We start from the raw sequence: 26333 nt of genomic DNA, 5'->3' as shown, positions 1-26333 counted from the left end.
CATGCTGGCATCACTGTTGCAGTTCTTTCTCCGTGAAGAGATCGGCAAACAGGGCGGTGCTCAAGTAACGCTCACCCGAAGAAGGCAGGATAACCACAATATTCTTATTGGTAAAGGTTTCATCTTCCAGAAGTTTGAGGGCAGCTGCAACCGCCGCACCGGAAGATATACCCGCCAGAATGCCTTCCTCGTCCATCAGGCGACGCGCCGTGGAGATGGCTTCTTCATTGGTAATGGCAACCACTTTGTCGATCAGCTTCAGATCCAGGTTGCCTGGAATAAAGCCTGCGCCGATACCCTGAATTTTGTGTGGGCCTGGCTTAATCTCTTCTCCCGCCAGCGCCTGAGCGATAACCGGTGAGTCGGTTGGCTCAACGGCAACGGTAATCAGATCTTTTTTACCTTTCGTGCCTTTAATATAGCGAGACACGCCGGTCAGCGTACCGCCGGTACCTACGCCGGAGATAAAGACATCAACCTGGCCGTCGGTATCTTCCCAGATTTCCGGACCGGTGGTTTTTTCATGAATTTCCGGGTTGGCCGGATTGCTGAACTGCTGAAGCAGCAGATATTTTGCCGGATCGCTGGCGACGATTTCTTCCGCTTTCTGAATCGCACCCTTCATGCCTTTCGCGCCTTCGGTCAGGACCAGATTCGCACCCAGCGCTTTCAGCAGCTTGCGACGCTCAATGCTCATGGTTTCAGGCATGGTCAGCGTCAGCTTATAGCCGCGCGCCGCCGCAACGTAGGCCAGGGCAATACCGGTGTTACCGCTGGTCGGTTCCACCAACTCAACGCCGGGCTTCAGCACGCCACGTTTTTCAGCATCCCAAATCATATTTGCACCGATACGGCATTTCACGCTGAAGCTTGGGTTACGAGATTCGACCTTCGCCAGAATGCGTCCATTACCGATACGGTTCAGTCGAACCAGGGGCGTATGACCGATAGTCAGCGAGTTGTCTTCATAAATCTTACTCATGGCCTGTCCTTAACTGTATGAAATTGGGATACCGACCCAGCATACCTGTTGAATAAGTATGGGGAAGTAAGGAAATCGCATATCTATATGCTGCAAGGAAATAATGGGGATCAGTATGGAATAAGGGGCGGCATAAGCCACCCCTCTTTTACACATTTTTGCATTATTTCCATAACGCGTGCTTAGCACGGTAGCAGTCCACCCACATCGCCGTCGCGCCGCAAACGGCAACGGGCATAATGAACAGATTCAGGAATGGAATCATGGTGAACAGGCTGGTGAGCGCGCCGAACTGCATATTGGCAACCTTCTGAGTGCGCAGGGCGGTGCGCATCTCTTTAAACGGCACCTTATGGTTATCGAACGGGTAGTCGCAGTACTGGATAGCGAGCATCCAGGCGCTGAACAGGAACCACAGTACGGGTGCCACCGTCTGGCCGATACCAGGGATGAAATAAAGGATAAGCAGCACAATCGCGCGCGGCAGGTACCAGGCAAATTTCTGCCATTCGCGCTTCATGATGCGCGGGATATCCTTCATGATCCCCAGTACGCCCGTGTCAGGCGGGGTCGCACCGGTCAGGCGCGCTTCCAGCTGTTCGGCCAGCAGACCGTTGAACGGCGCGGCTATCCAGTTTGCTATCGTCGAAAAGAAATAGCCGAAAACCAGCAACACGGAAATGACCGCTATCGGCCAGAGCAGGTAGTCAAGCCACTGTAACCAGTCCGGCACATAGCTCATCAGGGAAGGGATCCAGCTTTCCAGCCTGGTGAACAGCCACCAAAACGCGCCCCCCATCAGAAGAATGTTGATCAGCAGCGGCAAAATAACGAAGCGTCGAATGCCCGGCAGGGAGACCAGTTTCCAGCCCTGTGAAAAATACCAGACCCCGCTACGTGGGGCAGAAGAAGATGTTGAAACCATACCAGGCTGTACTCCTTTTTACACAACCAGTGGAATTGCCCGCCTATATTATCCAGTTACGGGCCAATGACCAGTTCGGAAATGTTCGAAAAACCAGCAAAAAGCACGATTTAGTTCATCTTTATGCTGTGAATGCTCTGCATACACTTGCACTTGACGTAAACGGCAAATACTCTTAGTGAGTAAATGTTTGCCGTGGTGGCAAGGTGTTAGAACAACAGAGAATATAATGATGCAGGATTTGCGTCTGATATTAATCATTGTTGGCGCGATCGCCATAATCGCTTTACTGGTACATGGTTTCTGGACCAGCCGTAAAGAGCGTTCCTCTATGTTTCGCGATCGTCCACTGAAGCGCATGAAGTCCAGTCGTGACGACGATGACGTTGAAGACGACGTCGACGGCCTTGACGACGACGGCGTGGGTGAAGTCCGTGTTCATCGGGTCAATACTGCGCCCGGCGCAGCGCATGGAGAGCATGAAGCTCCCCGCGCTCCGCAGCACCAGTATCAACCACCGTATGCCTCTGCCCAGCCGCGCCAGCCAGCGCCGCAGCCAGTGGAAGAACCTGTGCGTCATCCGCCGCAGCAGCCTGTGCAACCGCAGCCCGTTGCGCCACAGCCTGTACAGCCGCAACCTGTGCATCAGCCTGCTCAGCCAGTGCAACAGCCACAGCCGGCTCAGCAGCCACAGCCGGTACAGCAGCCGCAGCCAGTGCAGCAACCGCAGCCTGAACCCGTACCGCCTGCGGCACAGCCCGCTCCGCGCGTTGAGCCAGAGCCGGTAGCAGCGCCAGAACCGGTTGTTGAAAAGCCGCAGCGTAAAGAAGCAGTGATCATCATGAACGTGGCTGCCCATCACGGCACCCATCTGAACGGTGACGTGCTGCTTAACAGCATCCAGCAGGCAGGCTTCAAGTTCGGCGACATGAATATTTTCCATCGCCACCTGAGTCCTGACGGCAGCGGCCCGGCACTGTTTAGCCTGGCCAATATGGTGAATCCAGGCACGTTTGACCCGGAAATGACCGGTGATTTCGTCACGCCAGGCGTAACGATCTTTATGCAGGTGCCGTCCTACGGTGACGAACTGCAAAACTTTAAGCTGATGCTACAGTCCGCTCAGCACATCGCCGACGAAGTGGGCGGTGTGGTGCTCGACGATCAGCGTCGAATGATGACGCCGCAGAAACTGCGCGAATATCAGGACCGCATCCGCGAAGTTAAGGAAGCGAACGCGTAATCGTCGCGTTAACGTCAACCCCTCCTCAACCCCCGCTTGTCGGGGGTTTTTCTCATTGATGGTGCGATATGGACTCAATCGAACAACAACTTACTGAACTGCGAACCACGCTTCGCCATCATGAATATCTCTATCATGTTATGGATGCACCGGAAGTGCCGGATGCGGAATATGACCGCCTGATGCGTGAACTGCGCGAGCTGGAAGCGCAGCATCCGGAGCTGATCACGCCAGACTCCCCGACGCAGCGCGTCGGCGCCGAGCCGCTGGGCGCTTTCAGCCAGGTGCGTCACGAAGTGCCGATGCTGTCGCTGGATAACGTTTTTGATGAAGAGAGTTTTCTGGCTTTCAACAAGCGCGTACAGGATCGCCTGAAGAGTGTCGACAATCTGAGCTGGTGCTGCGAGCTGAAGCTGGACGGTCTGGCCGTCAGCATTCTTTATGAGAACGGCGTGATGGTGCGTGCCGCAACGCGCGGCGATGGCACCACCGGGGAAGATATCACCACCAACGTGCGCACCATACGTGCGATCCCGCTGAAGCTGCGTGGCGAGAACATTCCAGCCCGGCTGGAAGTGCGCGGGGAGGTGTTCCTTCCGCAGGCGGGCTTTGAAAAGATCAATGAAGAAGCGCGTCGTACCGGGGGAAAAGTGTTTGCTAACCCGCGTAACGCGGCGGCAGGTTCTCTGCGTCAGCTCGATCCGCGCATCACCGCGAAGCGACCGCTTACTTTCTTCTGCTATGGCGTCGGGATCCTGGAGGGCGGCGAGCTGCCAGATACCCATCTCGGGCGCTTATTGCAGTTCAAAGAGTGGGGGTTACCGGTAAGCAACCGCGTGCAGCTCTGCGACTCTCCGGAGGCGGTGCTGGCGTTCTACCGTAAGGTTGAAGAGGATCGCCCCACTCTCGGGTTTGATATTGATGGCGTGGTGATCAAGGTTAACTCCCTGGCGTTGCAGGAACAGTTAGGGTTTGTGGCCCGTGCGCCGCGCTGGGCGGTGGCCTTTAAGTTCCCGGCGCAGGAGCAGATGACCTTCGTTCGCGACGTGGAGTTTCAGGTAGGGCGTACGGGGGCGATTACGCCGGTAGCGCGTCTGGAGCCTGTACAGGTGGCCGGCGTGCTGGTGAGCAACGCCACGCTGCATAACGCCGATGAAATTGCCCGCCTGGGCCTGCGCATCGGTGACAAAGTGGTGATTCGCCGCGCGGGCGACGTGATCCCGCAGGTGGTCAACGTTGTGGAGTCAGAGCGTCCTGCCGACACCCGCGCCATTGAGTTTCCGGCCCACTGTCCGGTATGCGGTTCTGACGTAGAGCGCGTGGAAGGCGAAGCGGTAACGCGCTGTACGGGCGGGTTAATCTGCGGCGCGCAGCGTAAAGAGTCCCTGAAGCACTTTGTCTCACGCCGGGCGATGGACGTGGACGGAATGGGTGACAAGATCATCGACCAGTTAGTTGAGAAAGAGTATGTCCATACGCCAGCGGACCTCTTTACGCTGACGGCAGGCAAGCTGACCGGCCTCGATCGTATGGGACCGAAATCCGCCCAGAACGTCGTCAACGCGCTTGAGGCAGCCAAAAACACCACCTTTGCCCGATTCCTCTACGCGCTCGGCATTCGTGAAGTCGGGGAGGCGACGGCGGCGGGGCTGGCGGCGTATTTCGGCACGCTGGAGGCGCTGGAGAAAGCCAGCATCGACGAGCTTCAGAAAGTCCCGGATGTCGGCATCGTGGTCGCCACCCACGTCTTTAACTTCTTCGCCGAAGAGAGCAACCGTGAGGTGATCGGTAAATTACTGGAGCAGGGGATTCACTGGCCCGCCCCGGTAGTGGTGAATGCCGACGAGATCGACAGCCCGTTTGCCGGTAAAACGGTGGTGCTGACCGGTAGCCTGAGTCAGCTTTCGCGCGATGACGCGAAGGCCCGACTGGTGGCGCTGGGGGCGAAAGTGGCGGGCAGCGTGTCGAAGAAAACCGATCTGGTGATTGCCGGGGAAGCGGCCGGCTCGAAGCTGGCCAAAGCGCAGGAGCTCGGCATCGAGGTGATCGACGAAGACGAAATGATGCGCCTGTTAGGAGAATAACGTGGAAAAAGAGCAGCTCGTTGAGATCGCCAATACGGAGATGCCGTTCGGTAAATATAAGGGCCGCAGGCTGATTGATTTACCGGAAGAGTATCTGCTGTGGTTTGCCCGTAAGGATGCGTTCCCCGCCGGGCGTCTGGGCGAGCTGATGGCTATCACGTTAGTGATCAAAACTGAGGGGCTGACCCAGCTGGTTCAGCCCCTGAAGCGTCCTTAAGCTTTCGCGGCGCGGGTCGCTTCCTGCGCCAGCTTTTCCGTCTGCGCCTTGTAGCGCCGCGCCAGTACCGCACACACCATCAGCTGGATCTGATGGAAAATCATCAGCGGCAGCACCATCATCCCAATGACCGATGTCGGGAACAGGATATTGGCCATCGGGATCCCGTTAGCCAGGCTCTTTTTCGACCCGCAGAAGACGATGGTGATTTCATCGGCCTTATTGAAGCCGCACCTGCGGGCCACAAAGACGTTGACCGCGATGACAATGGCCAGCAGAACAATGCTCACCACTACAATAAACAGCAGCGATCCGGCGCCCACCTTGTGCCAGATGCCGTTCACAACGGCTTCGCTAAAGGCCGTGTAAACCACCAGCAGAATGGAGCTTTGATCCGTTTTGCCGATCCATTTTTTGTGTTTCGCCACAAACTCCCCAATCCAGGGTCGGGATAAGTGTCCGAGCACAAACGGCAGCAGCAGTTGCAGACAAATTTTACCCACCTGTTCCAGGTTGCCCTCCGCACCGTGCATGTTCATCAGCAGACCGACCAGCAGCGGTGAAACGAAGATCCCCAGCAGGCTGGAAGCGGAAGCAGAGCAAACCGCCGCCGCGACGTTGCCGCCCGCCAGCGAGGTAAAAGCAATAGCGGACTGCACCGTGGCCGGCAAAATGCACAGATAGAGGAAGCCGGAATACAGTGCGGGGTCGACATTCACCGGCGCCCACCAGGCAAACAGCACGCCCAGTACCGGGAAGAGGATAAAGGTGCTGCACATTACCCAGAGGTGCAGTCGCCAGTGGCTACCGCCTGCAATAATGGCCTCCCGGGAAAGCTTGGCGCCATGCATAAAGAACAGCAGGGCAATGGCTGCCGTGGTCACGCCTTCAATAATGGGCACAAAACTGCCTCGCGCCGGGAAAAACGAGGCCAGCAAGACGACACCAATCAGGGTCAGCGTGAACGGATCAAGGATACGAAAAAGTTTCATAATCACTCCTGAAAACAGATGTCGCTATTGTGCTTTCTTCCCTTTGAGAAATAAAATTGATTTATTGCATCCATTCATGAATTAAACAGATGAATTATTCGTTACGTCAGCTTCGCGTTTTCGTCACCGTCGCGCAGGCCCGCAGCTTTAGCCGGGCAGGGGAGATGATCGGCCTCAGCCAGTCGGCGGTGAGCCATAGCGTTAAGGAGCTTGAAACGCAAACCGGGGTGAAGCTGCTCGACCGTACGACGCGGGAAGTGGTGCTCACCGAAGCGGGACAGCAGCTGGCAACGCGTCTGGAGAGGCTGCTGGATGAACTGAACAGTATGCTGCGGGATGTCGGGCGGCTCGGGCAACAGCTTTCCGGCACCGTGAGAGTCGCGGCGAGCCAGACGATTTCGGCGCATCTTATTCCTCAGTGCATTGCGGAAAGTAATCACCGCTATCCGGATATCGATTTTGTTTTGCACGACAGGCCGCAGCAGTGGGTGCTGGAGAGTATTCGTCAGGGAGACGTGGATTTCGGGATTGTCATTGACCCCGGAGCGGTAAGCGACCTGGAATGTGAAGTGGTGCTCTCGGAGCCCTTTTTATTGCTCTGCCGCGATGATGACCCCCTGGCATCGCTGCCGCAGGTGACCTGGCAAGCCTTGCAGGGGGCAAACCTGGTGCTACAGGATTATGCTTCAGGCAGCCGTCCGCTGATAGATGCCGCAATGACCGCGCAGGGCGTTAAGGCAACCATTGTGCAGGAAATTGGGCATCCTGCCACGCTGTTCCCCATGGTCGAAGCGGGGATTGGCATCAGCGTTCTGCCGGCGCTGGCACTGCCACTGCCGCAGGGGAGTCGTTTAACGGTAAAGCGTTTCTTGCCCTGTATTGAACGCCAGCTGATGCTGGTACGCCGTAAAAACAGGTCTCTTTCTGGAGCGGCGCACGCCTGCTGGGATGTGGTGCGCATGCAGGCCGGGCGTTTGATGGAGGCCCGCACGCGCGATCCGCTCTTTAACGAAAACAGCGATCAGATGTAGATATCAACCTTATGGTCTGCGGAGGGCTTATTGATGCCTTCCGCCACGGCCTGACCGTTTTCCTGTTTTGGCATTGCCTCTTCTGCCTGCTGACGCAGCAATTGCGCCAGCTGTGCCTGCAACATAGCCAGCTGAGATTCGAGTAATTCCTGCTGCTTTTGCTTCTCTTCTGCCGTGGCATCACCCATGGCGACTTCTTTGAGCTGCTGAGTGACTTTCGTTATCTGTTTGGTCAGACGGGAAATCCTGGAAGCAATGTCGTTTCCGCCGGAGCTGTTGTCTACGCTGCCGATGTCCATCGCCGACAGAGAAACGGGCTTAAGAGTTGTCATATTGAGATCCTTTTCGCCATAAAATAGAGGTATCGGCAAAGAAGGCGTGAGCTTGAGTAAAACAAGCGGTCTGGCTGCAATGGGGATGTGCTATATCGCAGATAGCAAAAAAGCGCCTTTAGGGCGCTTTTTTACATTGGTGGGTCGTGCAGGATTCGAACCTGCGACCAATTGATTAAAAGTCAACTGCTCTACCAACTGAGCTAACGACCCGAAATGGTGGGCGATGACGGGCTCGAACCGCCGACCCCCTCCGTGTAAAGGAGATGCTCTACCAACTGAGCTAATCGCCCATTTCGGAACTGCTGCGATAAGGTGAGAATGGTGGGCGATGACGGGCTCGAACCGCCGACCCCCTCCGTGTAAAGGAGATGCTCTACCAACTGAGCTAATCGCCCAATCTCAATTCTTATCTACACTGCGAGTCTACCGAAGTAGATGGTGGGTGATGACGGGCTCGAACCGCCGACCCCCTCCGTGTAAAGGAGATGCTCTACCAACTGAGCTAATCACCCCCGCTGTGTGGAGTCGCATTATAGGGAGAGTTGAAAATGAGTCAACGCATTTTCTAAAGTTTTTATTCGTTCGTCGTAAAATTAGTCAAAACGATCGCAAAACGGACTGTGACGCATGATTTCTAAACAAAAACAGCAATCTCGAACCGGATAAAGTGATCGACATTGAGGAATCGGCCCACAGTGATAGAATATTGCCCATTGTTTTCTTCCCAGGATTTGCCGATTACCGGCATCTTTATAACGTAAGGCCATTTCATGAAAATCAAAACTCGCTTCGCGCCGAGCCCGACAGGCTATCTGCATGTCGGTGGTGCACGTACCGCTCTCTATTCCTGGCTTTTCGCACGCCACAACAAAGGTGAGTTTGTGCTGCGTATTGAAGACACCGATCTTGAGCGCTCAACGCCGGAAGCAATTGAAGCCATTATGGATGGGATGAACTGGCTGAATCTGGAGTGGGACGAAGGCCCGTACTTCCAGACCAAACGTTTTGACCGCTATAACGACGTCATTGACGAGATGCTGGTCGCGGGCACGGCCTATAAGTGCTACTGCTCCAGAGAGCGTCTGGATGCGCTGCGCGAAGAGCAAATGGCAAAAGGCGAAAAACCGCGTTATGACGGTCGTTGCCGTCACGACCACAGCGAGCATGCTGCCGATGAGCCGTGCGTTGTGCGTTTTGCTAACCCGCAGGAAGGCTCTGTCATCTTTGATGACCAGATCCGTGGCCCGATCGAATTCAGCAACCAGGAACTGGATGATCTGATTATTCGTCGTACTGACGGATCGCCAACCTATAACTTCTGCGTAGTGGTGGACGACTGGGATATGGAAATCACGCACGTGATCCGTGGTGAAGACCATATCAATAACACCCCGCGTCAGATCAACATCCTGAAAGCGCTGAACGCGCCGGTACCGGTGTACGCGCACGTATCGATGATCAACGGTGACGACGGCAAAAAACTGTCCAAACGCCACGGCGCGGTGAGCGTAATGCAGTACCGTGATGACGGCTATCTGCCGGAAGCGCTGCTGAACTACCTGGTGCGTCTGGGCTGGGCCCATGGCGACCAGGAGATCTTCAGCCGCGAAGAGATGATCAACCTGTTCTCTCTGAACTCGGTGAGCAAATCCGCCAGCGCGTTCAACACCGACAAGCTGCTGTGGCTGAACCATCACTACATCAATACCATGCAGCCAGAATATGTGGCGACTTATCTGCAATGGCACATTGAGCAGGCAAACATCGATACCCGTACTGGCCCGGAACTGGCGGATCTGGTGAAACTGCTTGGCGAGCGTTGCAAAACGCTGAAAGAGATTGCCGAAAGCTGCCGCTATTTCTATGAAGAGTTTGACGCGTTCGACGCGGACGCAGCCAAGAAACACCTGCGTCCGGTTGCGCGTCAGCCGCTGGAAGTGGTGCGAGACAAGCTCGAAGCCATTACCGAATGGACAGCGGAAAATGTGCACCACGCGATTCAGGCTACTGCTGATGAGCTGGAAATTGGCATGGGTAAAGTCGGTATGCCGCTGCGCGTTGCGGTAACGGGGGCAGGCCAGTCTCCGGCGCTGGACGTGACCGTACATGCAATTGGTAAATCGCGTAGCGTTGCGCGCATCAACAAGGCGCTAGGCTTTATCGCTGAGCGCGAAAGCCAGCAGTAATGCCCGCGTAATACACATAACGGCAGGGTGACCTGCCGTTTTTTTTGCCTGTTATTCAGCAATACCAAGACGCGTAAGGAAACCCTGCAAACCTTCACGCGCGAGCAGTGCGCGCAAACGTTCCTGTTCCACTGCCGTCATGTTTTCCAGCGAGTCGATGATTTGTGGAAGCAGGCTGGGTGAGGTCGCCACGCCATAGAGGGAAGGGCTTTCCGCAACGTGGTAAACAGCCCGACGGTTACGTATGGCGGGAAGGCTTATGATGTGCTCCTTCACGTGCGCATCAATGCATATCACCCGCGCTCTTCCGCCTTTAACACCATTAATCCCCTCCGTTTTCCATCCTTTTTGTCGTATCCAGCGATTAACGGTCTGTCGGGCTACGCCCAGACTGTCCGCCAGCTCTTCCGTGGTCATTTTGCTGCGTAATCTTTTCATATTAGCGTTGGTCGCGAATCCCTAAGCGTTGTAACAATCCGGTAATCCCTTCCCGCAGTAACAGCGATGTCATCTGCTTTTGCTCATCCGGCGTCATTTCATTCGCCAGTGTCATGAGCAGGGCGTGAAGTGAACCGTCGTGGTACGCCTTATCTGGCATTTCCGGCGACTCTGTCACCCTGCGTGCGCTGCGAATAAAGTCGCGCACTTTTTCATTGACGTGTACCAGACGCGCCTTGCCACCCTGAACGCCTGGTTTTGGCGATGTAATCCAACCCTCTTTACGTACCCATTTATTGATGGTCTGTCGGCTATAGCCAGTCAGCAGGGCTAACTCTTCTGGCGTCATTCGTTCCTTGATCATACAATTTCCTGAATATCTGTGGGGTTAATTAGTGGTTCATTTTATAGCACCGTTTTACGTGAAAACGTGACAAGCTTAACTCCTGGCTGCGAGCAGGCTCGCAAAGTGATTCATTTGCATGATTTTTCGACGGTTGAAAGGCGGAGGCTGAATTTGCCGTTGACACGTTGCGGCGGAATTCATATTATGCCGCCCGTCAACATGACAGCTTTACGATGGGGCTATAGCTCAGCTGGGAGAGCGCCTGCATGGCATGCAGGAGGTCAGCGGTTCGATCCCGCTTAGCTCCACCAAACTCTGAACCCAACAGAGTGCGGTAGGTAAAGTAACATGTGGGGCTATAGCTCAGCTGGGAGAGCGCTTGCATGGCATGCAAGAGGTCAGCGGTTCGATCCCGCTTAGCTCCACCAAAATTTAAACCCTCGTCGCAAGACGGGGGTTTTTTTATATCTTGTAAAATGTTTAGACTCTTTTTGTTGCCAGCAATGTCGTTTTCTATACATCACCTCAATCCAAATCAATAAACAAGTCTATAAATAGACCTGAACTTGATTCGTGTAATTAATAAACCTATTATCCATCCGGTCAATAAGACGATGGTTAAATAGATCACACGGATTAATGAATAGAAAAATTTACAATAATGTAAAAATATTTATGATTGCCCTGGCGCTAAGCCTGATTGCGATCCCCTTTTCCCGTTATATCTCCCCGCGCGCTATCGTCAACGAAAATGATGTTTATTTAGCGTGGTTGCCCTTGAGCGCCATGCTCGCCATCGTGTTGTTATTTGGACGTCGGGCAATCATTCCTTTACTGATTAGTTTTAGTGTTACTAACATTTATTACTTTGATTTAGCATTACTACAATCTTCCGTGTTATTACTTTGTCAGACGTTTGCTGTCTTTGCGGCCTGTGGCGTTATCCGCCTGATGCTGGGCAAGCGCTGGCGACACAGCATGCCTAATAAGTACATCGGTATACGTATTTTCTGGCTCGGATTTATGGTTCCTGTAGGCATCAAATTATCGATGTATCTGGCTGGATATTTATTTGATTTCCCGGTGACAATCTCCTCCTATTTCGGCGAAGGCTCTGCAATTTATAACGTTATCGATATTCAAAGCCTGATTTGTGCCGCCCTGATTTTCACCATGATGTTCTATTACCCGTTAAGAATGATAATTAATCCCCGGTATGCCCGAACATTCTGGCGGCGAAGCGTGAAGCCTCTCTTTTGTCACAAAAAAGCGTTATTTATCGTTGTGTGGCTGATGCTGTTGGTCTCGATGATCGCTATTTTGTGCGCGCCTTTCGAGTCACAGTTTATAGCTGGTTATTTGATGCCAATCGTTTTTATTCTTTTTACCCTGGGGATTGGTCGTCTGAGCTATTCGCTCATCTCTTTGCTCTGGGCGGCTTCGGCGCTCATGCTGTTGACCTACAATTATAATTTTCTCAATGGCGTTGAATCGGGTCACTCACTTTCCTTTATCCTGTCGGTGCTCATCTCTTTCGCCATCTGCCTGCTTTACATGTCACGGATCTTCCAGAAAAGTGAATGGCTGAAACAGGGATGGCAGGAGAGGGCGCTTACCGATCCGCTCACCGGTCTGCCTAACATTCGTGCGCTGGAAGTATTTCTTCAGCACCATCCTGAGGCTAAAGTCTGCTGCCTGCGCCTGGATAATCTGGAATTCCTGAGCCGTCATTACGGCATCCTCATGCGCGTGCACTGTAAAAAGATGATCACCGCGTCGCTGCAACCGCTATTGCAAAAAGACGAGAAGCTCTTCCAGCTGCCGGGCAGCGAGCTGGTGGTGGTCTTGCTGGGGCCGGGCACGGCTGAGCGCCTGCAATATATGGTTGACCAACTGAACAGCCGTAAGATCACCTGGAACAAGACCGAGCTCGACATTGAGTTTGGTGCCTCCTGGGGGGAAGTGCCGGATGGGGAAAGCCTGCACCACACTCTGGGTCAGCTGAGCTGGCTGTCCGAGCAATCCTGTGGCGGACATAACGTTCTGGCGTTAACCAACAGTCTGGATGATGTCTCTGGTCAGACGACGGACAGGGTGCTAATGCTGGCCCGCATAAAACGCGCCCTTGATATCGGCGGTCTTCACCTTTACGCCCAGCCAATCCACAACGCGCGCGGGGAAGGGTATTTTGAAATCCTCTCCAGGCTGGAAAGCGATGGTGAGATCATCACCCCTGACCGCTTTATTCCGCTGATTGCTCAGTTCAACCTGAGCCACCGGTTTGACCTGAACGTACTGGAAAAATTGCTGATGTGGATGCGCAGCCATCCGTCCGGACGTGCAGGAACGCGCTTCTCCGTCAATCTGATGCCGCTGACGCTGATGCAAAATGAGATTGCGGCTGAGATCATTGCCCTTTTTGAACGCTACGCTATTGCGCCGCAAGATATCATCATTGAGATCACCGAGGAACAGGCTTTCTCTGACTCGGGAAGCAGCATCAAAAATATCCAGCAGCTGCGTGATTACGGCTTCCGCATTGCTATAGACGACTTTGGTACCGGCTATGCCAACTTTGAGCGCCTGAAGCGGCTGGAGGCCGATATCATTAAGATCGATGGCAGCTTCGTGAAAGATATCTGCACCGACAGCATGGATGCGATGATCGTACAGTCCATTTGCAACATGGCAAAAACGAAATCGCTGTGTGTGGTGGCTGAATATGTGGAAACGGCTGAACAACGCGAAATGTTGCTGAAATTTGGCGTAGATTATTTGCAGGGCTATTTGATTGGCAAACCCCAGCCTCTGACGGCGCTGGAAGCATAAAAAAACCGGGAGCGATGGCTCCCGGTTTTCGTTCAGCGGTATGAATTACAGAACCAGTGCTGCGATAGAAGCAGACAGGACGCTCACCAGCGTTGAACCGTAAACCAGCTTCAGGCCAAAGCGAGACACCACGTTACCCTGCTCTTCGTTCAGGCCTTTAATCGCGCCAGCGATGATACCGATGGAAGAGAAGTTCGCGAAGGATACCAGGAAGACGGACAGGATCCCTTCCGCACGCGGGGAGAGCGTGCTGGCAATCTTCTGGAGATCCATCATTGCCACGAATTCGTTGGATACCAGTTTCGTTGCCATGATGCTGCCCACCTGCAACGCTTCGTGAGCCGGTACACCCATCACCCAGGCAACCGGGTAGAAGATATAGCCCAGAATGCCCTGGAAGGAGATACCCAGTACGGCCGCAAACAGGGCGTTCAGCGCAGCTATCAGCGCGATAAAGCCAATCAGCATCGCGGCAACGATAACCGCAACCTTGAAACCAGCCAGAATGTATTCACCCAGCATTTCGAAGAAGCTCTGTCCCTCGTGCAGGTTTGACATCTGAATGTTCTCTTCGCTGGCATCCACACGGTACGGGTTAATCAGCGAAAGGACGATAAAGGTGCTGAACATGTTCAGAACCAGCGCCGCAACCACGTATTTAGGTTCCAGCATGGTCATATACGCGCCCACGATAGACATGGAAACGGTAGACATTGCGGTCGCCGCCATGGTGTACATGCGGTTACGGGACATCTTGCCGAGGATATCTTTATACGCAATGAAGTTCTCAGACTGACCGAGGATCAGCGAGCTGACTGCGTTAAAGGACTCCAGCTTGCCCATGCCGTTAACTTTAGATAACAGGAAGCCGATCGCACGGATAACCACCGGCAGAACACGGATGTGCTGGAGGATACCGATCAGGGCAGAGATGAAGACGATAGGGCAGAGCACTTTCAGGAAGAAGAAGGCCAGACCCTGATCGTTCATGTTGCCAAAGACAAAGTTTGTCCCTTCGTTGGCAAATCCGAGCAGTTTTTCGAACATTTCGGAGAAGCCTTTCACGAAGCCGAGGCCTACGTTGGAGTTCAGGAAGAACCACGCAAGTAAAACTTCAATGACCAGCAGCTGGACAACATAGCGAATACGAATATTTTTGCGGTCTGTGCTGACCAGCAATGCGAGTGCAGTAACGACAACGAGTGCCAGGACAAAATGAAGGACGCGGTCCATATTTGCTCCAAATATGAGGCAGGTTTAATTTCCGTGCACATTCTATGTAACAAGCACAAAGAAAACGAGATCAAGCCCACACTATAGTTACATCCTGTGACGAGTCTCAAAAATAGTGATCAACAATACATTTTTGTTATGTTAGGTAAATGAGTGAAAAGTTAAGTTTGTGTGCTACGCTTCACAAATGTCTGCGCATTTTCACATTCTGTGACCTTGCTCCACCTGCCTGTCTATTGTTCCTGACTATCAGAGAAATCATGTTAACCATTACAAATGAACTTGATAATCATTCTCATTTTGATAGCATAAAACATAGCAAAGGCTATATTTCCAGAGGCAGAAATGACGAATAGTCGCGTAGAGAGTAGCAGCGGCAGAGCGGCACGCAAGCTGCGGTTCGCATTAATGGGACCGGCATTCATTGCCGCGATTGGCTACATCGATCCGGGTAATTTTGCGACCAATATTCAGGCCGGGGCCAGTTTCGGCTATAAGCTGCTGTGGGTTGTGGTTTGGGCCAATCTGATGGCGATGCTGATTCAGATGCTTTCAGCGAAGCTGGGTATTGCCACCGGGAAAAACCTGGCGGAGCAAATCCGCGATCACTATCCGCGTCCGGCGGTATGGTTTTACTGGGTCCAGGCGGAAATTATTGCCATGGCCACCGATCTCGCCGAATTTATCGGGGCGGCGATCGGCTTTAAGCTTATTCTGGGCGTCTCCCTGCTACAGGGCGCCGTGCTGACCGGTATCGCCACGTTCCTTATTCTGATGCTCCAGCGGCGGGGACAAAAACCGCTGGAGAAAGTCATCGGCGGCCTGCTGCTGTTCGTCGCTGCCGCCTATATCGTTGAGCTGGTTTTTTCCCAGCCGAATCTGGTGCAGCTGACGAAAGGGATGGTGATCCCTTCGTTACCCACCTCTGAAGCCGTTTTTCTCGCGGCTGGGGTGCTGGGGGCGACCATCATGCCGCACGTGATTTATCTGCACTCTTCTTTAACCCAGAATCTGCACGGCGGAACGAGCAAAGAGCGTTACTCCGCCTCGAAATGGGATGTGGCGATCGCGATGACCATTGCCGGATTTGTGAACCTGGCGATGATGGCGACCGCCGCCGCCGCGTTCCACTTTAACGGGCATACCGGGGTTGCCGATCTCGACCAGGCTTACCTGACGCTGGAGCCGTTGCTGAGCCATGCCGCGGCCACTATTTTCGGTTTAAGCCTGGTTGCTGCGGGTCTCTCGTCTACGGTTGTGGGAACGCTGGCCGGGCAGGTGGTGATGCAGGGGTTTGTACGTTTCCACATTCCGCTGTGGGTTCGCCGCTCGGTAACGATGCTGCCTTCCTTTATTGTCATTCTGATGGGGCTGGATCCGACCCGCATTCTGGTGATGAGTCAGGTGCTGCTGAGTTTCGGTATTGCGCTGGCGCTGGTGCCGCTGCTGATCTTCACCAGCAACAAATCGCTGATGGGCGATCTGGTAAATTCAACGTGGGTGAAACGCGCCGGCTGGGCCATTGTGGTGGTGGTGGTGGCGTTAAACCTCTGGTTGTTAATAGGCACGGCGGCAGGGCTGTAAAAGAAAAAGGAGCCGTGAGGCTCCTTTTTGCTGTTAATGATGATGGCCGTGACCGTGGCCCCTGCCTTTACCATGGCCTCTGCCGCCGCGGTGGTCGTCACGATCGTGCCAGCCTTCGCGGTAGCCGCGTTCGTAGGCCTTACGCTTATCCCAGCCACGGTGATAGCCGTTATCGTGTTTCCACCAGCGGTTTTTACGCCACTCATAATGGCGGTGCCAGTAGTCACGGTCGCGCCAGCCGCCGCCGTCCCAGTAGTTACCGTAATTGTCGCGATCGCCAATTTGTAATTTTATCGATGGCAACAGGGTGATTTCGCCAGCGTTGGCGACCAGCGGGGCCGAAGCCAGTAATACCGCTGCAAGAATCAGTGACCTGAACATACTCTTCTCCTTCACGATCGGGGCCGCTGTGCGACCTGTTAAAGCAATTTTACGAGTTGGTAAACATTCGTTTCATCGCCTCAACTCCTAAATCATGAAGGAGAGCACTTTTTGCTAAAAGTAATGTTAATCGGAACTGGACAGGATCGCTTCTATCGTCTTCAGCTCGTCTGCGGAGAAATGACAATTTTCAAGCATGCCTGCTGCATCATCAATTTGCCCGGTTTTGCTTGCGCCGATGAGCACTGACGTCACCGCATCGTGGCGCAGTATCCAGGCCAGCGCCATTTGCGACAGCTTTTGCCCCCGGCTTTGCGCCAGCGCGTTCAGCTTACGCACTTTTTCCAGCTTATTGTCGGTGATTTGCTCCGGATTAAGGAACTTACTGCCGCTTGCCGCGCGAGAATCTGCCGGGATGCCGTTCAGATAGCGATCGGTCAACTGTCCACCGGCCAGCGGAGAGAAGGGGATACATCCCACCCCTTTTTGCTGCAATACCTCCAGCAAACCCGCTTCAGGCGCACGTTCAAACATGGAGTACTTCGGCTGGTGGATGAGACACGGCGTGCCCAGATCCTCCAGTATTTCAATCGCCTGTCGTGCCAGTTCTGCCGGGTAGTTGGACAGACCAATGTACAGCGCCTTGCCCTGACGCACCACGTGGTCAAGCGCTTTCATGGTTTCACGCAGCGGCGTTTGGGGATCGGGACGATGGTGATAGAAAATATCAACGTACTCAAGCCCCATACGCCTGAGGCTTTGATCCAGGCTGGCGATCAGGTATTTACGCGAGCCCCAGTCGCCGTAAGGCCCGTCCCACATGGTGTAGCCCGCTTTGGTGGAGATAATCAGCTCATCGCGCCAGGGCAGGAAATCCTCCTGCAAAATGCGACCAAAATTACGTTCGGCCGACCCGGGAGGCGGGCCGTAATTATTGGCAAGGTCAAAATGCGTAATACCCAAATCGAACGCGCGCTGTAAAAGTTGACGGCTGTTTTCGAGCAGCGTCGCGTCGCCAAAATTATGCCACAGCCCCAGCGAGATAGCGGGAAGCTTGAGGCCGCTTTGTCCACAGCGGCGATACTGCATTGTCTGATAACGATTTTTGTCAGGTTGATAACCCATTGGCGAGACCTCTGGCGCTGAAAAGAAAAATCAGTGTATACGTTTACACTCACCCGAAGAAAATGAGCATAGCTCAGCTTTTTTCGTAAAGCATTCTTTCCATTCTCGACTTCTCGCCATTTCTGGACAGGCTTCACGCTTATTTAATACTCAGAGTGAGGTCAACGTCAGAAGGACACCTATAATATGCGTACCCCCTATTGCGTCGCCGATTACCTGCTGGACCGACTAACAGATTGCGGTGCCGATCATCTGTTTGGCGTGCCGGGCGACTATAACCTGCAATTTCTCGACCATGTGATAGACAGCCCGGACATCTGCTGGGTGGGCTGTGCCAACGAACTGAACGCGTCTTACGCTGCTGACGGCTATGCCCGCTGTAAGGGCTTTGCCGCGCTGCTGACGACATTCGGCGTTGGGGAATTAAGCGCCATGAACGGTGTGGCGGGCAGCTTTGCCGAACATGTTCCCGTGCTCCATATTGTGGGGGCCCCGGGTATGGCGGCACAGCAACGAGGAGAGTTATTGCACCATACGTTAGGCGACGGCGAGTTCCGCCACTTCTATCATATGAGCGAACCCATCACCGTCGCACAGGCGGTGCTCACCGAACAAAACGCCTGCTATGAAATTGACCGGGTGCTTACCACCATGTTGCGGGAGCGCCGTCCGGGCTATCTGATGCTGCCTGCCGATGTGGCGAAAAAAGCCGCTACGCCCCCTGTAAGCGCTCTCACTTTGCATCCCGCACCCGCTGATTCAGCCTGTTTACAGGCGTTCCGTGAGGCTGCCGAAAAGCGTCTGTCCATGAGCAAACGCACCGCGCTGCTAGCGGATTTCCTGGTGTTGCGCCACGGCCTGAGAGACGCCGTCCAGAAGTGGGTCAAAGAGGTGCCAATGGCCCACGCAACGATGCTGATGGGTAAGGGCATTTTTGATGAACGTCAGAGCGGCTTTTACGGCACCTATAGCGGGTCGGCAAGCGCCGAACAGGTTAAAGAGGCGATCGAGGGTGCCGATACGGTGCTGTGCATTGGCACGCGTTTTACCGATACGCTCACCGCCGGATTTACCCATCAGCTGACGCCAGCCCAGACGATAGAGGTTCAGCCCCACGCTGCCCGCGTCGGTGACGTCTGGTTTACGGGCATCCCGATGAGAGAGGCGATTGAAACGCTAACGGCCCTGTGTAAAACGCATGTACGTGATACGCGAACGTCATCGGATAACAGCGGCTTTTCGTTCCCTACTATCGAAGGGTCTCTGACGCAGGAGAGTTTCTGGCGTACCCTGCAAGCGTTTATTCGTCCCGGCGATATCATTCTGGCTGACCAGGGAACATCTGCTTTTGGCGCTATCGATCTGCGTTTACCGGCAGACGTCAACTTTATCGTCCAGCCGCTGTGGGGCTCGATTGGCTACACGCTGGCGGCGGCTTTTGGCGCGCAAACGGCGTGTCCGGACCGACGCGTAATTGTCCTGACGGGCGACGGCGCCGCGCAGCTGACCATTCAGGAGCTGGGGTCAATGCTGCGCGACAAGCAGCGCCCGATTATTCTGGTGCTTAACAACGAAGGGTACACGGTCGAGAGGGCTATCCACGGGCCGGAGCAGCGCTATAACGATATCGCCCTCTGGAACTGGACGCAGATCCCGCAGGCGCTGAGCCTGGCGCCTCAGGCAGAGTGCTGGCAGGTCAGCGAAGCGGAAGCGCTGGCAGAAGTGCTGGATAAAGTGGCACACCACGAGCGGCTGTCGCTGATCGAGGTTATGCTGCCGAAAGCCGATATTCCGCCGCTGTTGAGCGCGCTGATCAAAGCGCTGGAGGCGCGCAATAACGCCTGATTACCTGTCGTTTCGCCATGCCATCAGCATCGGTTTGCCCGCCAGCAGGAGCCAGGCGGGCAACATCACGATACAGAGCAGCGGCAGAAGCGTGGTATCCGGCACGACAACGGCCGCCATAAACAGGCTTAGCCACGCATCGCGCGTGACCACCAGTACCAGCCCCAGAATGGAGCAGGAGACGGTAATCGCCGCAGGGACTGCGTCGACGTGCTCATGCAGCATCAGCCCCAGCGCGACCCCTACACAGACCGCCGGGAAGATACGACCTCCCCGGAAACCACAGGCCGCAGCGACCACGAGCGCCGCCAGTTTCACCAGCGCGAACAGCAGATAATCTGAAACGCTAAAGACCTGGCTGAAGGCCAGCTGCTGCATCTCGTCCAGCCCCTTAAACAGCGTAACCGTCCCGCCGATGGCGCCTAAAACGCCCAGAATAAAGCCGCCCATACCCAGAATCAGCACCGGATGCTTCAGCCTGTGCATCAGGCGATGCAGGCGCGGAAGACACCATACTGCGACCATCCCCAGCGCAATGGCTATCGCGACGACGACGGCACCGCTGAAAATATCGGCGAGCTGCATCTGACCGTAGTGGGGGATGGGCAGCGAAAAATGAGGATGGAAAAACAGGCTGGTGGTGAGCGTCCCCGCAGCGGCGGCCATCAGCGGCGCGAAGAGTTTGTCCCACAGCGGCACGTCATTGTCCCTGCTCAGGGTTTGAGAAAAGATAAGCGCGGCGGCTACTGGCGTGCCAAACAGCGCCCCGATGGTGCCGGCGGAGGCCAGAATCGTCCAGTCCAGCGCGCCAACGCGCGGGAAAAGACGCGCCCCCAGGAAGACCGCCAGCGCGATGTTGACCGCCATAATGGGGTGTTCAGGCCCGAGGCTCACGCCGCCAGCGAGGCCGATAATCAGCGCGATGATAAGCCCCGGCAGGGCAGAAGGCGAAACGGGCGCGCCAATCAGTGGTTCCAGCGCCGGGTCCGGCCCGGCGTGTCCCGGGCTATAGCGGATCACCAGGCCTACGGCAATCCCGGTCAGGGTCAACATCATCATGATCCAACCCGGCGAGTCAATGCTGATGCCGAGCTTTACCGGTAGCGCAGACCACAACAATGATTGCAGCACCGATGCCACCTTCATGACGACGATGAGCACCAGGCTCGACGCCACGCCAATAATCAGCGCCGGGACGGCCAATAACAGCATGGTTCTGGCTCGCGGATGGAGCATGATGATTTCCTTGTACAAAACGGCTTAACGTTACTTTGCACAATCAGCATTGTGGCAATAGTGCAAAAGGTGCTGAAACGGTAAAGTTATTATGTGACGAAGATCGATAATCCATGGGCAGTCACCTTCTGGTCGTTGTTGTTATCACGCCTTGAATTTACAGTGTCCCAAAGATTTATTCTGACTTTAGCGGAGCAGTAGAAGAATGACAAAGTATGCTTTGGTAGGTGATGTGGGCGGCACCAACGCTCGCCTTGCCCTGTGCGATGTGAACAGCGGTGAAATTTCTCAGGCGAAAACCTATTCAGGGCTGGATTACCCAAGCCTGGAAGCGGTGGTACGCGTCTATCTGGAAGAGCATAAAGTGAGCGTTGAGGACGGTTGTATCGCCATCGCCTGTCCGATCACCGGCGACTGGGTCGCGATGACCAACCACACCTGGGCCTTCTCAATTGCCGAAATGCAGAAGAACCTCGGCTTCTCGCACCTTGAAATCATTAACGACTTCACCGCGGTTTCCATGGCTATTCCGATGCTTAAGCAAGAGCATCTGATTCAGTTCGGCGGTACGGCCCCGGTTGAAGGTAAACCGATTGCCGTTTACGGCGCGGGCACCGGTCTGGGGGTGGCGCACCTGGTTCACGTCGACAAACGCTGGGTGAGCCTGCCGGGCGAGGGCGGTCACGTGGATTTTGCGCCGAACAGCGAAGAAGAGGGCATTATTCTTGAGGAGCTACGCGCCGAGATTGGTCACGTGTCGGCCGAGCGCGTGCTTTCTGGCCCGGGACTGGTGAACCTGTATCGGGCGATTGTGAAATCAGATGGCCGTCTGCCGGAAAATCTGCGGCCTAAAGACGTGACCGAACGCGCGCTGGCCGACAGCTGTACTGACTGTCGCCGTGCGCTGTCGCTGTTCTGCGTCATTATGGGGCGTTTCGGCGGCAACCTGGCGTTGAATCTTGGCACCTTTGGCGGGGTCTATATTGCGGGTGGGATCGTGCCGCGCTTCCTCGATTTCTTTACCGCCTCCGGCTTCCGCGGCGGCTTCGAAGACAAAGGCCGCTTCAGGAGCTACGTGCAGGACATTCCGGTTTACCTGATTGTCCACGACAATCCAGGCTTGCTTGGCTCCGGTGCGCATCTGCGCCAGGTGCTTGGCCAGATCCTCTGACGCCCGTCCCCCTCTCCTGCGGGAGAGGGAACGCACTACAGGTGCATGAGCTGGCGGAACTCTTTCACCCTGCTGCGGCTTACCGGCACCTGAAAATCCAGATCCTTCAGACGCAAAATATAGGTGTTATTAAACCAGGGCTCGATTTCGCGGATCTTGTTCAGGTTGACGCAGAACGAACGGTGGCAGCGGAAGAAGCGGGCGGCCGGGAGTTTATTGCAAAATTCGGTGATGTTCATCGCCATGACGTAGGATTCACGCCGCGTATAGACAAACGTCATTTTTTCATGCGCTTCGGCATAGTAAATATCGTCGACAGGCGTGACGATGATCCGTTCGTCTTTCACCAGGTTAATGGTGTCGTTTTCCCGCGCTGCCGGGCTGGTGCTGGCGGGCAGCGTCTGCTGCTGCCATGCGGCTTCCAGCTTGTGCAGCATACTGATAATACGCGATTCCTGGTAAGGCTTGAGAATATAGTCAAACGCCTCGAGCTCGAAGGCTTCCACGGCATGCTCTTTCCACGCGGTAACAAACACAATAAACGGCTTATGGGCGAACTGATTGATATTTTGCGCCAGCAGGACGCCGTCCAGCGACGGAATATTAATATCGAGAAAAATCGCGTCGACCCGGTTATGCTGCAAAAATTTCAGCACGTCCAGACCGTCCTCAAAGCAACCAACAATCTCCATCTGGCTGTGGGTTTTGATAAGCCAGCTCAACTCCTGCTGAGCCAGAATTTCATCTTCTACAATGATGACTTTCATCTGTTACTCCGGCCTACGGCAACAAGGAAATGGGGGCATTAACGGGCGTTCGTTCATTCGGAACATAAAAAGCAATCTCGGTGCCCGGCTCAAGACGGTGAATGTGCAGCCCGTCACCGAACAGCAGCTTGACCCGGTGGTGCACGTTCAGCAGCCCGATCTTGTTGCCCGGCATTTCATTTGCTTCGACGCGCTCGATGACTTTCGGATCGATGCCGTGTCCGGTATCTCGCACGGCGATGCGCACGCGGTTACCGCTTTCCGTCACGCTAATCGTGACCACGCCTTTGCCTTTACACGGCTGAATACCGTGAACAATGGCATTTTCCACCAGCGGCTGGATCAACAGGCTTGGGATCACGCAGTTGACCTCCTCATCAATATCGTAAATGACCGTGAGCTTATCGCCAAAGCGTGCCTGCTCGATCGCGATGTAATCCTTAATTTGATACAGCTCTTTTTTGATGTCGATCTGCTCGTCGTCTTTTAGCTCAATGTTGTAGCGCAGATAGCGTGACAGATTAAAAATCAGCTGCCGCGCGGTGTCCGGATTAAGACGGATGGAGGAGGAGATCGCATTCAGCGCGTTAAACAGAAAATGGGGATTGATCTTGCTTTGCAGGGCACGGAGTTCTGCCTTATTTGCCATCTCGCGAAGCTGCTCCGCACGCGACACTTCAAGTTGGGTAGAGATAATTTGCGACAGGCCAATCGCCATTTCCTGAAGCGAGGAGGTGATTTGGTGCGCATGACAGTAGTAAATTTTCAGCGTCCCCGTGACGACCCCTTTTTCCCACAGCGGGATCACCAGCATCGAGTGGATCTCTGGCGTTCGGTGGGCTTCATCATTATTTTTAATGATGATTTTTCCGTAATTAATTGCCTGTCTGGTGGTCGGGCTGATGGTATCGTCGCTGTCGCGGTAGTTGTGCTCACCAACGCCAACGTAAGCCAGCACGTGGTCAATATTGGTGATAGCGACCGCATCCGCATGAATGTCCCGGCGGATGATATCGCAAACCTGACGTAAAGAGTCGGCGTTAACGTGTCGGAAAAGCGGCAGCGTTTTGTTGGCAATATCCAGCGCCAGCTTGGCCTGACGCGCGGCGCTGGCCTCTTTTTCGCCTTCCACGCTTTGCACCAGCAGCACGATAAAACCGATACAGACGCTCCCGAGGATCATCGGAATCCCGATCTTCGAGACGATATCCAGCCCCAGCGCAACGGTGGGCGCCCAGACGACGACCAGAATCATGGTCAGCGTTTCGCAAACCATCCCTGCGATAATCCCCGCACGCCAGTGCTGCTTTTTCGGGATTTTGCGGTTAATCCAGCCGGAGAGTATCCCGGCAATAATGCTGGTGATAAAACAGGGGACGGCCGTCACGCCGCCAATATCAATCAGGTATCGGTGGGTCCCGGCGATAATGCCCGTAATAATCCCGACCCAGGGGCCAAAGAGGATCCCGCCTGACATCACGGCGATGATGCGCACGTTTACCAGCGATCCTTCTACCGGCACGCCGGACCAGGTGCTGAACAGGGCAAACATCGAAAAGATAAACGTGACGGCCAGCAGCTCTTTTGGTGAGTGGGCTGATTTATGCAAAAGCTCGCGAAACAAGCGAATGCGGATGAGGAAAAAGAGACAGATCAGCATTAATGCCGCGCGGTCGAACACCGCCAGGAGCATATTGAAGATTTCGTGCACGGTCAGGCCTGGGAAAACGGGAAAAATCTATGATAGAAAACATGGGGCCTGATGACCAGCTATCCGTCAGATTTATCAAATGAGGAAAAACCATAATTCCCAAAGGGGATTGTTCGCTTTTGACTGAAAGACGGTGCGTTTACGTTTGAGGTAAAAAGTACGGTAACAATACTGATAACAACGTGTTAAATCGTAGCGCTTAAAACTGCCTGCTCGCGAAAAGAGTTCCGCTTTTCACTGCTATCGCGTTCCCGTTTTAGCGCAAAATATTATTTTGTCATTACCCTCTCGACAGCGTCTTTTTCTTCAGGTTATTTTCTAAACATGCCACACGGGTGGCAGCGTCGCTCGGACGGTCCGGGCGCTAACGTGACTCTGAGGAATCTATGGCTGAATTCAGTCCTGAACGCCGTTTTACGCGTATCGATCGTCTCCCCCCTTATGTTTTCAACATCACTGCTGAACTGAAAATGGCTGCGCGTCGGCGCGGCGAAGACATTATCGATTTCAGTATGGGTAACCCTGACGGCCCAACGCCGCCGCATATCGTTGAGAAACTCTGCACCGTTGCCCAGCGTCCTGATACCCACGGGTACTCGACCTCACGCGGTATTCCCCGGTTACGTCGGGCGATCTCTCGCTGGTATCAGGATCGTTATCAGGTGGATATCGATCCCGAAAGTGAAGCGATCGTGACCATTGGCTCGAAAGAGGGGCTGGCCCACCTGATGCTGGCGACGCTGGATCACGGCGATACCGTCCTGGTGCCGAACCCGAGCTACCCTATTCATATTTATGGGGCGGTGATTGCCGGCGCGCAGGTTCGTTCTGTTCCGCTGGTGGAAGGCGTCGACTTCTTTAACGAGCTGGAACGGGCGATTCGTGAAAGCTATCCAAAGCCGAAAATGATGATCCTCGGCTTCCCGTCTAACCCAACGGCACAATGCGTTGAACTCGAATTTTTTGAGAAAGTGGTTGCACTGGCTAAGCGTTACGACGTGCTGGTGGTACACGATCTCGCCTATGCCGATATCGTTTATGATGGCTGGAAAGCGCCGTCCATTATGCAGGTACCGGGTGCCCGTGATGTGGCGGTTGAGTTTTTCACGCTCTCGAAAAGCTACAACATGGCGGGCTGGCGAATTGGATTTATGGTCGGGAACAAAACGCTGGTGAGCGCCCTGGCACGTATTAAAAGCTACCATGACTATGGCACCTTTACGCCATTACAGGTCGCGGCCATCGCGGCGCTGGAAGGGGATCAGCAGTGCGTACTTGATATTGCCGCCCAGTACAAACGCCGCCGTGATGTGCTGGTCAAAGGGCTTCACGAAGCGGGCTGGATGGTGGAAATGCCTAAAGCTTCCATGTACGTCTGGGCGAAAATCCCCGAGCCGTATGCGGCGATGGGATCGCTGGAATTTGCCAAAAAACTGCTTCAGGACGCGAAGGTGTGCGTCTCTCCGGGCATAGGCTTTGGTGACTACGGTGATACGCACGTGCGTTTCGCGCTGATCGAAAACAGCGACCGTATCCGTCAGGCAGTGCGGGGGATCAAAAGCATGTTCCGCGCGGATGGTTTGCTCGCAGCGAAGAGCGTTACGGAACAAGCTGAGTCTTAACGGACACCAAAAAAAACAGGCGCCAACGGCGCCTGTTTTTTTGACTGCAT

22 protein-coding genes and 6 tRNA genes are annotated in these 26333 nt (G+C 54.5%); 12 read left to right on the top strand and 16 right to left on the bottom strand.

Annotation, left to right across the window (positions count from 1 at the left end):
* Positions 1–10: 10 nt before the first annotated feature.
* On the bottom strand, positions 11–982 hold the full coding sequence (cysK, locus tag N5C09_RS10160) for a cysteine synthase A (protein WP_006811453.1): 972 nt from the start codon (positions 980–982) through the stop codon (positions 11–13).
* Between the two features lie 163 nt (positions 983–1145).
* Positions 1146–1907 carry a sulfate transporter CysZ gene (gene cysZ / locus N5C09_RS10155; RefSeq protein ID WP_063868105.1) on the bottom strand — a complete coding sequence of 254 codons (762 nt, stop codon included), beginning with the start codon at positions 1905–1907 and terminating at the stop codon, positions 1146–1148.
* Between the two features lie 229 nt (positions 1908–2136).
* Between cysZ and zipA the strand changes: the two genes are divergently transcribed.
* From zipA to N5C09_RS10140, 3 genes are all read left to right on the top strand, one after another.
* A complete protein-coding gene (zipA, locus tag N5C09_RS10150; RefSeq protein WP_279748979.1) occupies positions 2137–3150 on the top strand; it encodes a cell division protein ZipA in 1014 nt (337 codons plus the stop codon).
* Between the two features lie 68 nt (positions 3151–3218).
* Positions 3219–5234, top strand: a complete 2016-nt coding sequence (gene ligA / locus N5C09_RS10145; RefSeq protein ID WP_107533453.1) for an NAD-dependent DNA ligase LigA — start codon at positions 3219–3221, stop codon at positions 5232–5234.
* Position 5235: 1 nt separating this feature from the next.
* Positions 5236–5451 (top strand): DUF3820 family protein, encoded by a 216-nt coding sequence (locus N5C09_RS10140; protein WP_063868110.1) that lies wholly within the window; start codon positions 5236–5238, stop codon positions 5449–5451.
* On the opposite strand, the gene N5C09_RS10135 is transcribed toward N5C09_RS10140, so the two are convergent.
* Positions 5448–6443, bottom strand: a complete 996-nt coding sequence (locus N5C09_RS10135; RefSeq protein WP_279748978.1) for a bile acid:sodium symporter — start codon at positions 6441–6443, stop codon at positions 5448–5450. The two genes, N5C09_RS10140 and N5C09_RS10135, sit on opposite strands and share 4 nt — an antisense overlap.
* Before the next feature lie 89 nt (positions 6444–6532).
* On the opposite strand from N5C09_RS10135, the gene N5C09_RS10130 reads away from it, so the two are divergent.
* Positions 6533–7474 (top strand): LysR family transcriptional regulator, encoded by a 942-nt coding sequence (locus N5C09_RS10130; RefSeq protein WP_279748977.1) that lies wholly within the window; start codon positions 6533–6535, stop codon positions 7472–7474.
* Here N5C09_RS10130 and N5C09_RS10125 read toward each other — a convergent pair.
* From N5C09_RS10125 to N5C09_RS10105, 5 genes are all read right to left on the bottom strand, one after another.
* Positions 7465–7806: a FlxA-like family protein gene (locus N5C09_RS10125; RefSeq protein WP_193033413.1), complete on the bottom strand. Its 342-nt coding sequence runs from the start codon at positions 7804–7806 to the stop codon at positions 7465–7467. The two genes, N5C09_RS10130 and N5C09_RS10125, sit on opposite strands and share 10 nt — an antisense overlap.
* Before the next feature lie 137 nt (positions 7807–7943).
* Positions 7944–8019, bottom strand: a tRNA-Lys gene (locus N5C09_RS10120).
* A gap of 4 nt (positions 8020–8023) precedes the next feature.
* Positions 8024–8099, bottom strand: a tRNA-Val gene (locus N5C09_RS10115).
* A 29-nt stretch (positions 8100–8128) separates the two neighbouring features.
* A tRNA-Val gene (locus N5C09_RS10110) sits at positions 8129–8204 on the bottom strand.
* A 41-nt stretch (positions 8205–8245) separates the two neighbouring features.
* A tRNA-Val gene (locus N5C09_RS10105) sits at positions 8246–8321 on the bottom strand.
* Between the two features lie 258 nt (positions 8322–8579).
* Here N5C09_RS10105 and gltX point away from each other — a divergent pair.
* Positions 8580–9995: a glutamate--tRNA ligase gene (gene gltX / locus N5C09_RS10100; RefSeq protein ID WP_063868117.1), complete on the top strand. Its 1416-nt coding sequence runs from the start codon at positions 8580–8582 to the stop codon at positions 9993–9995.
* Between the two features lie 51 nt (positions 9996–10046).
* Here the strand turns inward: gltX and N5C09_RS10095 are convergent, their stop codons facing one another.
* Together N5C09_RS10095 and N5C09_RS10090 are read right to left on the bottom strand one after the other, a co-directional pair.
* Positions 10047–10433, bottom strand: a complete 387-nt coding sequence (locus tag N5C09_RS10095; RefSeq protein ID WP_279748976.1) for a YfeC-like transcriptional regulator — start codon at positions 10431–10433, stop codon at positions 10047–10049.
* A 1-nt stretch (position 10434) separates the two neighbouring features.
* Positions 10435–10797 carry a YfeC-like transcriptional regulator gene (locus tag N5C09_RS10090; protein WP_063868121.1) on the bottom strand — a complete coding sequence of 121 codons (363 nt, stop codon included), beginning with the start codon at positions 10795–10797 and terminating at the stop codon, positions 10435–10437.
* 217 nt (positions 10798–11014) lie between these two features.
* Here N5C09_RS10090 and N5C09_RS10085 point away from each other — a divergent pair.
* The 3 genes from N5C09_RS10085 to N5C09_RS10075 all read left to right on the top strand — a co-directional run bounded on the left by N5C09_RS10085 (position 11015) and on the right by N5C09_RS10075 (position 13608).
* Positions 11015–11090, top strand: a tRNA-Ala gene (locus tag N5C09_RS10085).
* Positions 11091–11131: 41 nt separating this feature from the next.
* Positions 11132–11207, top strand: a tRNA-Ala gene (locus N5C09_RS10080).
* A gap of 211 nt (positions 11208–11418) precedes the next feature.
* Positions 11419–13608 carry an EAL domain-containing protein gene (locus N5C09_RS10075; RefSeq protein WP_279748975.1) on the top strand — a complete coding sequence of 730 codons (2190 nt, stop codon included), beginning with the start codon at positions 11419–11421 and terminating at the stop codon, positions 13606–13608.
* A 45-nt stretch (positions 13609–13653) separates the two neighbouring features.
* Here the strand turns inward: N5C09_RS10075 and nupC are convergent, their stop codons facing one another.
* Positions 13654–14841: a nucleoside permease NupC gene (nupC, locus tag N5C09_RS10070; RefSeq protein ID WP_063450445.1), complete on the bottom strand. Its 1188-nt coding sequence runs from the start codon at positions 14839–14841 to the stop codon at positions 13654–13656.
* Positions 14842–15186: 345 nt separating this feature from the next.
* Between nupC and N5C09_RS10065 the strand changes: the two genes are divergently transcribed.
* Positions 15187–16425 carry an Nramp family divalent metal transporter gene (locus tag N5C09_RS10065; protein ID WP_064910292.1) on the top strand — a complete coding sequence of 413 codons (1239 nt, stop codon included), beginning with the start codon at positions 15187–15189 and terminating at the stop codon, positions 16423–16425.
* 33 nt (positions 16426–16458) lie between these two features.
* Here the strand turns inward: N5C09_RS10065 and ypeC are convergent, their stop codons facing one another.
* Both ypeC and mgrA read right to left on the bottom strand, forming a co-directional pair.
* Entirely contained in the window at positions 16459–16806 is a 348-nt protein-coding gene (gene ypeC / locus N5C09_RS10060; protein WP_063450443.1) for a DUF2502 domain-containing protein YpeC, read from the bottom strand.
* Between the two features lie 126 nt (positions 16807–16932).
* A complete protein-coding gene (gene mgrA / locus N5C09_RS10055; RefSeq protein WP_107533449.1) occupies positions 16933–17931 on the bottom strand; it encodes an L-glyceraldehyde 3-phosphate reductase in 999 nt (332 codons plus the stop codon).
* Positions 17932–18117: 186 nt separating this feature from the next.
* On the opposite strand from mgrA, the gene ipdC reads away from it, so the two are divergent.
* The gene (gene ipdC, locus N5C09_RS10050) at positions 18118–19776 is read left to right on the top strand and encodes an indolepyruvate decarboxylase (RefSeq protein WP_279748974.1); all 1659 of its coding nucleotides are present in this window, start codon (positions 18118–18120) and stop codon (positions 19774–19776) included.
* Here ipdC and N5C09_RS10045 read toward each other — a convergent pair whose 3' ends face one another.
* Entirely contained in the window at positions 19777–21012 is a 1236-nt protein-coding gene (locus tag N5C09_RS10045; RefSeq protein WP_279748973.1) for an ion channel protein, read from the bottom strand.
* 205 nt (positions 21013–21217) lie between these two features.
* Between N5C09_RS10045 and glk the strand changes: the two genes are divergently transcribed.
* Complete coding sequence (glk, locus tag N5C09_RS10040; protein ID WP_063868132.1) at positions 21218–22183, top strand: glucokinase; 966 nt, start codon at positions 21218–21220, stop codon at positions 22181–22183.
* Between the two features lie 35 nt (positions 22184–22218).
* On the opposite strand, the gene N5C09_RS10035 is transcribed toward glk, so the two are convergent.
* Together N5C09_RS10035 and N5C09_RS10030 are read right to left on the bottom strand one after the other, a co-directional pair.
* Positions 22219–22950: a LytTR family DNA-binding domain-containing protein gene (locus N5C09_RS10035; protein ID WP_063450438.1), complete on the bottom strand. Its 732-nt coding sequence runs from the start codon at positions 22948–22950 to the stop codon at positions 22219–22221.
* A 13-nt stretch (positions 22951–22963) separates the two neighbouring features.
* A complete protein-coding gene (locus N5C09_RS10030; RefSeq protein WP_107533445.1) occupies positions 22964–24661 on the bottom strand; it encodes a sensor histidine kinase in 1698 nt (565 codons plus the stop codon).
* A gap of 386 nt (positions 24662–25047) precedes the next feature.
* Here N5C09_RS10030 and alaC point away from each other — a divergent pair, with 386 nt between their 5' ends.
* Entirely contained in the window at positions 25048–26283 is a 1236-nt protein-coding gene (gene alaC, locus N5C09_RS10025; RefSeq protein ID WP_107533444.1) for an alanine transaminase, read from the top strand.
* Positions 26284–26333 lie beyond the last annotated feature (50 nt).

Origin of the sequence: Enterobacter sp. GD03975 (genome assembly GCF_029838645.1) — a bacterium.
Lineage (GTDB): Bacteria > Pseudomonadota > Gammaproteobacteria > Enterobacterales > Enterobacteriaceae > Enterobacter > Enterobacter quasihormaechei.
Note: the sequence above shows the minus strand (reverse complement) of the source record. Positions and strands in the feature narration are given on the sequence as shown.

What these genes read in the sequence shown, in the direction of transcription:
- ipdC (WP_279748974.1), top strand. Translation starts at nt 18,118, where the DNA reads ATGCGTACCCCCTATTGCGTCGCCGATTACCTGCTGGACCGACTAACA.
- zipA (WP_279748979.1), top strand. Translation starts at nt 2,137, where the DNA reads ATGATGCAGGATTTGCGTCTGATATTAATCATTGTTGGCGCGATCGCC.
- mgrA (WP_107533449.1), bottom strand. Translation starts at nt 17,931, where the DNA reads ATGGGTTATCAACCTGACAAAAATCGTTATCAGACAATGCAGTATCGC.
- N5C09_RS10035 (WP_063450438.1), bottom strand. Translation starts at nt 22,950, where the DNA reads ATGAAAGTCATCATTGTAGAAGATGAAATTCTGGCTCAGCAGGAGTTG.
- alaC (WP_107533444.1), top strand. Translation starts at nt 25,048, where the DNA reads ATGGCTGAATTCAGTCCTGAACGCCGTTTTACGCGTATCGATCGTCTC.
- N5C09_RS10130 (WP_279748977.1), top strand. Translation starts at nt 6,533, where the DNA reads ATGAATTATTCGTTACGTCAGCTTCGCGTTTTCGTCACCGTCGCGCAG.
- N5C09_RS10090 (WP_063868121.1), bottom strand. Translation starts at nt 10,797, where the DNA reads ATGATCAAGGAACGAATGACGCCAGAAGAGTTAGCCCTGCTGACTGGC.
- N5C09_RS10075 (WP_279748975.1), top strand. Translation starts at nt 11,419, where the DNA reads ATGAATAGAAAAATTTACAATAATGTAAAAATATTTATGATTGCCCTG.
- N5C09_RS10065 (WP_064910292.1), top strand. Translation starts at nt 15,187, where the DNA reads ATGACGAATAGTCGCGTAGAGAGTAGCAGCGGCAGAGCGGCACGCAAG.
- ligA (WP_107533453.1), top strand. Translation starts at nt 3,219, where the DNA reads ATGGACTCAATCGAACAACAACTTACTGAACTGCGAACCACGCTTCGC.
- gltX (WP_063868117.1), top strand. Translation starts at nt 8,580, where the DNA reads ATGAAAATCAAAACTCGCTTCGCGCCGAGCCCGACAGGCTATCTGCAT.
- glk (WP_063868132.1), top strand. Translation starts at nt 21,218, where the DNA reads ATGACAAAGTATGCTTTGGTAGGTGATGTGGGCGGCACCAACGCTCGC.
- N5C09_RS10095 (WP_279748976.1), bottom strand. Translation starts at nt 10,433, where the DNA reads ATGAAAAGATTACGCAGCAAAATGACCACGGAAGAGCTGGCGGACAGT.
- N5C09_RS10125 (WP_193033413.1), bottom strand. Translation starts at nt 7,806, where the DNA reads ATGACAACTCTTAAGCCCGTTTCTCTGTCGGCGATGGACATCGGCAGC.
- N5C09_RS10045 (WP_279748973.1), bottom strand. Translation starts at nt 21,012, where the DNA reads ATGCTCCATCCGCGAGCCAGAACCATGCTGTTATTGGCCGTCCCGGCG.
- ypeC (WP_063450443.1), bottom strand. Translation starts at nt 16,806, where the DNA reads ATGTTCAGGTCACTGATTCTTGCAGCGGTATTACTGGCTTCGGCCCCG.
- N5C09_RS10135 (WP_279748978.1), bottom strand. Translation starts at nt 6,443, where the DNA reads ATGAAACTTTTTCGTATCCTTGATCCGTTCACGCTGACCCTGATTGGT.
- cysZ (WP_063868105.1), bottom strand. Translation starts at nt 1,907, where the DNA reads ATGGTTTCAACATCTTCTTCTGCCCCACGTAGCGGGGTCTGGTATTTT.
- nupC (WP_063450445.1), bottom strand. Translation starts at nt 14,841, where the DNA reads ATGGACCGCGTCCTTCATTTTGTCCTGGCACTCGTTGTCGTTACTGCA.
- cysK (WP_006811453.1), bottom strand. Translation starts at nt 982, where the DNA reads ATGAGTAAGATTTATGAAGACAACTCGCTGACTATCGGTCATACGCCC.